At 57.6% G+C, this 3,119-nt stretch carries 4 protein-coding genes; 3 read left to right on the top strand and 1 reads right to left on the bottom strand.

Annotation, left to right across the window (positions count from 1 at the left end; genetic code table 11):
* On the top strand, positions 1-328 hold a 328-nt coding region (locus tag AC0Z36_RS29455; RefSeq protein WP_485466141.1), incomplete at its 5' end, for a hypothetical protein.
* A 471-nt stretch (positions 329-799) separates the two neighbouring features.
* On the opposite strand, the gene AC0Z36_RS29450 is transcribed toward AC0Z36_RS29455, so the two are convergent.
* Positions 800-1,201, bottom strand: coding sequence for a DUF6197 family protein (locus AC0Z36_RS29450; RefSeq protein ID WP_485466142.1), 402 nt, complete (start codon positions 1,199-1,201; stop codon positions 800-802).
* 917 nt (positions 1,202-2,118) lie between these two features.
* Between AC0Z36_RS29450 and AC0Z36_RS29445 the strand changes: the two genes are divergently transcribed.
* Together AC0Z36_RS29445 and AC0Z36_RS29440 are read left to right on the top strand one after the other, a co-directional pair.
* Positions 2,119-2,526, top strand: a complete 408-nt coding sequence (locus AC0Z36_RS29445; protein ID WP_485466140.1) for an Lsr2 dimerization domain-containing protein — start codon at positions 2,119-2,121, stop codon at positions 2,524-2,526.
* Between the two features lie 345 nt (positions 2,527-2,871).
* Positions 2,872-3,048 (top strand): hypothetical protein, encoded by a 177-nt coding sequence (locus tag AC0Z36_RS29440; protein ID WP_485466139.1) that lies wholly within the window; start codon positions 2,872-2,874, stop codon positions 3,046-3,048.
* Positions 3,049-3,119 lie beyond the last annotated feature (71 nt).

Genomic DNA, 3,119 nt, shown 5'->3' with positions numbered 1-3,119 from the left:
TGCTGCTGAGCGTCGGTCACAAGATCAATCTACCGGCCAGGCAAGACCACTCCGCACCAGACCGCAGCTCACCGACCATCCAAAACAGTCACTACCAAAGTCCGTCCGGTTCTGTGTTTGGATGCTCGGCTACAACATCACGGTTAACGGTCATCACTGCACCAACAAACCGACTACCGACTTTGACGAGAACGCGCATGTCTCGGTCTTCATCAAAGTAGAAGTCAGCTACATCAAGTTCTTTGCCTGGAGTGCTGATCTTTTTGAAACGGGCAAGATAATCCGGATTGAACGCCACAGACTCACGGCGCTTCTCCAAACGCTCTAGAAGCTCATCACAGGCATTCCAGACACCATCGGGGGTTGCGTACCGGCAGGGGTGAACATGGGCGCGACAGTGCCCGTCACGTCCTTTGCTGACACGGCCGTTCCGGTGACCTGTGGAGAGAACGTCAAAGAGTCACCCGGAAAATAGGCAAACATTCCGATGCCTTGTCCGTCTGCGCTTTCGTGTGGCGCGTCACGGCGCGCAACGACATCTTTCTTAGCCGCGGTATAGATACCGGTTGCCGCTTCGCGGTCAACCCACACAACAGCCGGCCTGATAATCCCGGACACGGACGCGAGGGGTTCCCAGTCGGATCCAACCGTGTAGCAGTCAGTAGCGAGGAAAGACACGCGCTTACGCGTAAACGTGAATCGGACGTACGGCACAGGTGATCCCTTAGGTAGGAAAGCCAGAGCGCTCCCGAGCGCTCTGGCAATCCAATCCGACCTACCCGTTACCGTAAAGGATGGATCATTCATTCCAGCTGCGAGCCGTTACCGCTCCCGCGCGAAGCATCCCTACCACCTCGGCCGGCGTGCGCGCCTTATCGTCGTTCCAGTCCGTGAGAGCGAAATACTGATGAACCTTGAATGCCTTTGTCACCAACTCAAACAAATGGCCCTCTTGCCTGTACGGAACTATCGGGTACATGTCACCCGAGGGCGCTGAGGGGTCGCAACAGGCACACGCTTTCCACTCTTCTACGAGTCCGGACGCTTCGGATAGCGCCCCGACAAGGCAGTAAGACCCGTCCGAGCGCTTGTAAGCGCCTCTTGCCAACCCACCATTTTCGATCAGGTCGGCAGCTTGAGACAGAATGTCAGGCAAACGGCTACGGATTGCCTGACGCGTTACCAGCTCGGGCGGAACCATTTTTACTTCAGTCACAGTCTGCTTCTTTCAGAAAGGCGCACAGCGCCACAACAAACAGCGTTCCCAGTGTGCCGGCCACGTAGCCGAGCATAATTCCCGTAATCAAAGGAGATTCCCGCATGCTTGCTCGATCTGCTCAACCTCGTACAAGACGAACTTTGCCCGCTTGACAGCGGCCTTAGGGTCCGTGACAGCCCCGAGTACAGCGCCCGCGATCAAGGCGTTGCGCGCGGAGGTGTACAGCGGATTGTGAGAGTGCGCGTTAAGCATTTTCAGTGCCTTGTCCATCGCTGTCTTAGCCACAGCAGCCCCCATCACTCGATTTTGCTTCGCGAAAAGGGCCCCGGTTGCCCGGGGCCCTTCATCAATCAAGTTCGTCTTGCACTACTCGGTAAAGCACGACCGATTGCACACAGTCTCGGTCTTGTCGCACCACTGCCTGTGTATGTGGTAGAGATTCTGAGCCGCGGACCGTTCTATGTCCGCGCACTCTCCGCACACGTCCGCTACCAGAATTTGACCGTGCGTCGGACAGCACGCCCGAGGTTCCCCCGAGCTGTCCGCTACGTACACCGGTCCGGTTACGTACCCGAACACCGGTCGCCACGTTGTTGACACGTCGCTCCCTGTCATGGCGCAACGGTCCGGCCCATCCGAACCGCTCCCACTACCGCTTCCGACCTGTTGGCCTGTGGCGATGATCAGAGCTTGCATGACACACTGCACGCGTGTCAATGACCTAAAAAATACTGGACAGAGCACCCAAACAGCATGATCAAGGGGCAAAACACCTAGTCAAGGACTCATTCAGCCATCAACAAATCATCACGTTAGAGGAACTATTGACACGATTCAAAAAATGCCGCTATCGTGACCTTATTGACCTACCAGGGTCACAGCATCAAAGGACGAACAACATGGCACGCAAGACAGTCTTGGTCGATGACATGACAGGGGAAGTGTCAGACGACATCAAAACGATCAGCTTTGCCTTTGAGAGCAAGGCGTACACGATCGACTTGACCAGCAAGAACGCCGAACAGCTCGCCGCGGTGCTCGGCCCGTACGTGGCAGCGGCTTCGCCGGCCACAGCGTCAGATGCTGCGGCACCTACTCGGGCACACGTCTCAGCGCCTGTATCCGCTCCGCTCCTTACCGAGGGCATGAGCAAGGCAGCGCAAAAAGCCCGAATGAGTCTGATCCGGGAGTGGTGGCGGCAACAGTATGAGACTGATCCGGACACGCTTCTCGGCGTACCCGGTATCGCCGGGCGCCTACCGAAGAAGGTCGAAGCGGCCTACTACAAGGCACATGACATTACCTGACACAGCACAGAGCTAGGGGGACCTGTGAATCTTGAAGTAGCCGACTACGAAACAAGACAAGATACGAGTTCTTTCCCAACGGTGCGCGACCTGTATCTACCACCCCGGAAACCTCATGCTCCTTGAGCCGGATCGAGTAGCCGCCCTAGGCAAAGAAGCTGCCGAAGCAGGCGGACACATCGTGTGCCATGACACGCTTCCCTACGGCGAATACCCGAACGCAAAGCCTGCAATCTGCTGCGGGTTCGCTGAGAGCCCGCAATCTAACGCGTCCCTCGGTCTCCGTGTCGGACGCGCGCTCGGCATCCTCGAAGAGGTCGAACCGCCCACAAAGGGGGAGTGATCTTGGACCGCAAGACAGCTCAAGCCGTTGCCGCTGAATTGATCAGCGCTGCCGGCGACCGGATCGAGTTTTGGAACGAGCGGTTTGAGAAGCACGGGAAAGAGCCGCCGTGCACCGCGGACGAGGCGCGGGAGCTGTTTGCCCGCTGGTTGAAGGTAACTGTTTTGGACGGTCGGTGACCTGCGCCGATGCCGCGTGACCTGGTCCCGCCGGACCAGTAGATTGATCTCGTGACCTCCTCCCCGCCGCC

The sequence above is a fragment of the Kitasatospora sp. UYEF31 genome (assembly GCF_057291755.1).
The sequence above is the reverse complement of the archived record's forward strand: the minus strand, read 5'-3'. Positions and strand labels throughout refer to the sequence as shown.

What these genes read in the sequence shown, in the direction of transcription:
- AC0Z36_RS29450 (WP_485466142.1), bottom strand. Translation starts at nt 1,201, where the DNA reads ATGGTTCCGCCCGAGCTGGTAACGCGTCAGGCAATCCGTAGCCGTTTG.
- AC0Z36_RS29445 (WP_485466140.1), top strand. Translation starts at nt 2,119, where the DNA reads ATGGCACGCAAGACAGTCTTGGTCGATGACATGACAGGGGAAGTGTCA.